The 3,756-nt window shown below is 62.2% G+C and carries 3 protein-coding genes and 1 pseudogene; all 4 read left to right on the forward strand.

Annotated elements, in window-relative coordinates; all coding sequences use genetic code 11:
- On the forward strand, positions 1-1,368 hold a 1,368-nt coding region (tagH, locus tag ENTHG_RS04390), incomplete at its 5' end, for a type VI secretion system-associated FHA domain protein TagH (protein ID WP_044174138.1).
- Positions 1,365-2,159: a PP2C family protein-serine/threonine phosphatase gene (locus ENTHG_RS04395; RefSeq protein ID WP_044174146.1), complete on the forward strand. Its 795-nt coding sequence runs from the start codon at positions 1,365-1,367 to the stop codon at positions 2,157-2,159. The genes tagH and ENTHG_RS04395, both read left to right, overlap by 4 nt.
- Positions 2,160-2,180: 21 nt before the next feature.
- Positions 2,181-3,158 (forward strand): hypothetical protein, encoded by a 978-nt coding sequence (locus ENTHG_RS04400; protein WP_044174154.1) that lies wholly within the window; start codon positions 2,181-2,183, stop codon positions 3,156-3,158.
- Positions 3,159-3,284: 126 nt separating this feature from the next.
- Positions 3,285-3,756: pseudogene (locus tag ENTHG_RS25660) on the forward strand (type VI secretion system accessory protein TagJ); the annotation flags it as partial.

The following is a 3,756-nucleotide window of genomic DNA, read 5'->3' on the forward strand; positions in this document are numbered from 1 at the left end:
CCTACCGCCGTGCCGACCGAGATCTGGGACAGCCTGATGCAGGAGTTTTCCATCTCCGACAGCATCTCGCAAAGCCGGGCGAAACCGGAAAACAATAACCTTAACCCTTTTGCCGCGCCGAAAGAGCCTGAGCGTAACCCCGAAGATCCGCTCTCGCTGCTGGCGAAAGACGAGCCGGTGGTCGCGCCGCGCGCCATCGACGCCGATAATCTGTTTAACGACAAGCAGCTGTTTGAAGGCGACAGCATCTTTCAGGACGCCACGCCCTCCACGCTGGTGCCGCCGGGCGAGCGCAGCGTCAAAAATAAACCCGAGGCGCAGGATGAACTCGACCCGCTGGCGCTGTTTGGGGAAGAGGGGGCCAGCGCGCCGCAGGCCCGCGACGACGATCCGCTCGGTCTGCTGGGCGGCGCAGTGCCGCTGAGCCATGCCGATGACATTATTCCCCCTTCGGGCGTAAGCGCACGGGAGGAGACCCCGCTTCTGGCCGATGAGCCGCCTCAGCCGGAACCCATCACCCCTGTTGAAATCGCGCCCGCTCCGGAGCCGGTGGTGCCGCCGTTCGCCCCGGAAACCTTTGCCGCGGACGCAAATCCGGAAACCCCGGATTACGTGGCGATCACGCTGCCGACCCCGCAAGCCGTGCAGCGCGTCGCCGGGCAAACCCCGAAAGGGCGGCTGCGTATCGATCCGGTACAGAGCGACAACCCTCAGGCCGCGCCTTCCGCCTCCGGTGAGCGCAGCGACGTTCTGAAAGGCGAACTGCTGGATGCATTACTGGAAGGGATGGGGCTTGGCGATATGCAGCCCACCCCGCAGTTCGACCGGGAAAATATGCGCCAGCTTGGGCAGATGCTCAGCATGTTCTCTCAGGGGACGGTCGCGCTGCTCTCGTCACGCTCGATCCTCAAACGCGGGGTGAAGGCGGACATGACGATGGTGCTGGATGACGCCAACAACCCGTTCAAGCTGTTGCCCTCCGGCAAAACCGTGCTGATGCAGATGTTTGGCACCCGCATGCCGGGCTTTATGCCGCCGAAAAAATCGGTGCGCGACGCGCTTATCGACCTGCAGGCCCACCAGCTGGGGATGATCTCGGGTATCCGCGCCATTATCGCCGCGATGCTGCAATCCTTTAACCCGGAGCAGCTGGAAGAGGATGCCAAACGCGACGGGGCCACCGCGCGGCTGGGCATGCTCTCCAACCGCAAGGCGGCGCTGTGGGACTACTTTGTACGCACCTATGCCCAGACCGCCGGTGAGATTGATGACGACTTCCATACCCTGTTCGGCGAAGCCTTCCTTCACGCCTACGATATGGAAGTGAACCAGTACAAAGACTCACAAAGCGGATCGGAAGAACAATGAATATCAGCACCGCCTCAATGTCCCGCCAGGGCGCGCGTGCCAGTAACCAGGATCAGACGGGCGAAAACATCGGCGAGCGCGCCGCCTGCTTTGTGGTCTGCGACGGCATTGCCGGGCTGCCCGGAGGCGATGTCGCCGCCGAGCTGGCCCGCAACGCCATCATCACCCGCTTCGATGGCGACCAGCATCTTGATGCGCAGCGTATCCGTCACTATGTCAACCACGCCAACCATGCCATCCGCGAGGAACAAAAAAGCGCGGAACAGTTTCAGCGGATGGGAACGACGATGGTCAGTCTGTTTATTGACCGCGACTACCACCTCGCATACTGGGCCCATGCGGGGGACAGCCGCCTCTATCTGTTCCGCCGCGGCTGGCTCTACCACGTCACCACCGACCACAGCCTGGTACAGCAGATGAAAGACGCCGGTCATCAGACCGACGGCGTTAACAGCAACCTGCTCTATTTTGCGCTGGGGCTGGGGGATGACGAACGGGAAGCCAGCTACAGCGACGTGGTGCCCATTGAAGACGGCGATGTTTTTCTGCTCTGCACCGATGGCTTCTGGCACGGCGTGAGCGAAGAGCAGATGAAACAGTCGCTGCACATGGTCAACACCCCGCAGGAGTGGCTGACGTTAATGAATCAACTTCTGCTGCGCAACGGCACCGACGGTGACGACAAGCAGGATAACTACAGCGCAGTGGCGGTATGGGTAGGCGCGCCGCAGGACACTACGCTGCTGCATTCGCTGGCGCAGGCGGCGCAGTTTTTACCCCTTCGTGACTGATACAGGCTTACAAGGATTTTTATGAAACTTTGGCTACCGGGTGTGGCGCTTGCCGCCGTGTGCTTTGGCGCGCAGGCAGAAAATTACCGCATCGTGCAATCCCCCTCGCAGAAACTGGATATCTGGATCGACAACATCGAGGACAACTCGCCAAAAAGCTGGTGTGCGAAGGAGCTTCCGCTGCGCATCGTGGCTAACGGCGACAAAAAAGTCAGCGTACTGGACAGCTTTATGCCGCGCCTCGGCGCGCTGCTGGAAAACCAGTGCGGCACCCTGAGCGTGGTGCGCTGGAAACTGACCGACCCGCAAAATGTCACCCTGGCAGAAGGGACGGCGAGCAAAGCGAAAGAGTGGGCGCCGGAAGTCACGCCGGAGGCCAGCGCGCCTGAGGCCAGCGCCGGGCTACAGCCGCCGCAGGGGCGGCCGGAAGATCGTTCCCCGCCGGCGAACCGTGCTCCCTGGCAGGAATTTACCCTCCAGGACGGCTGCCATCTGCGCACCTTCTGGGAGGGAGACAGCAGCGCCACGGCAATGTTTATCCCGGCGAAAGACGACGGCAAATGCGAAAAAGGCGGCTGGCTCAATGGCCGTAGCGACGTCAGCCAGGTCAGCGGCGGCGCAGAGAAAAAGGTGACAATGACCTTTGTTCACGGTTTCCCGGTGAGCGGGCTTGGCGACAACGTCAATGCCGATCGCCTGCTGATCACCACCGTGAACAACGAGCGGATGGTCGCCAGCGAAGGCACGCTGAATCAGAGCTGGATGATCCTGCCGTATGTCGCCGCGATCAATGGCTGGCAGGCCAACGGCACCGTTGCGGTGGAAGTTTCCCGCGAGCTGGCAAGCGACGACGCGCGGCTGCAGGCGCGTCTGGAAGAGGTCCGCAAAGTCTGGACCCCCTGGTTTGCCCCCGGCACACAGCTCAATATTCTGCTTATCGACTCCCTGCGTCCGCAGCTGCGTGACCCGGCAGTTGGCCTCTACAAAGCAGTGAAATAACCGATTTTCCCGGATAAGCGCAGCGCATCCGGGACAGCAGAACCAAAAGCACCCGTAGCCCGGATAAGCGCAGCGCATCCGGGAAGAATACGCACCGGGGACAACCTAACCAAAAGGACAGGTCACATGAATACGCTTGAGCAACAACTGGCAGGGCAATCGCTGCAGGCGAGTCTGGCGCAGCTGGTCGACCGCATTCGCAGCCAGCCGGCTGATGCCGACCTGCGCGCCGCCTTTACGCAGCTTCTGTGCCTGGAGGGTAACTGGACGCGGGCCCTGGCGCAGTTAAAAAGCTGGCTGGCGCTCACCCCGCAGGCGCAACCGACCGTCACCCTGCTGGAGCAGACGATTGAGGGGGAACTGACCCGTGAAAAAGTCCTCGCTGGCGAGGCGCGTCCGACCATGCCGGAGGCGCACTGGCCGTGGGTTGCCCAACTGGTTAACGCGCTGGCGCAGCCGGAAGAGGCCGCCTCTGCCAGCCGCCGCGAGGCGCTGGAGCAGGCGGAAGCCGTCAGCGGTGAATTAACCCTCCAGGACGGCACCACCCACACTTTCGACTGGCTGATGGACGGCGACAGCCGCTTTGGCCCGGTGTGCG

Source organism: Phytobacter massiliensis JC163, assembly GCF_000321045.1.
In the GTDB taxonomy this organism is placed as follows: domain Bacteria; phylum Pseudomonadota; class Gammaproteobacteria; order Enterobacterales; family Enterobacteriaceae; genus Phytobacter_A; species Phytobacter_A massiliensis.

Bases quoted from the DNA above. Each gene is read 5' to 3' on its own strand.
- ENTHG_RS04400 (WP_044174154.1), top strand. From the start codon at position 2,181: ATGAAACTTTGGCTACCGGGTGTGGCGCTTGCCGCCGTGTGCTTTGGC.
- ENTHG_RS04395 (WP_044174146.1), top strand. From the start codon at position 1,365: ATGAATATCAGCACCGCCTCAATGTCCCGCCAGGGCGCGCGTGCCAGT.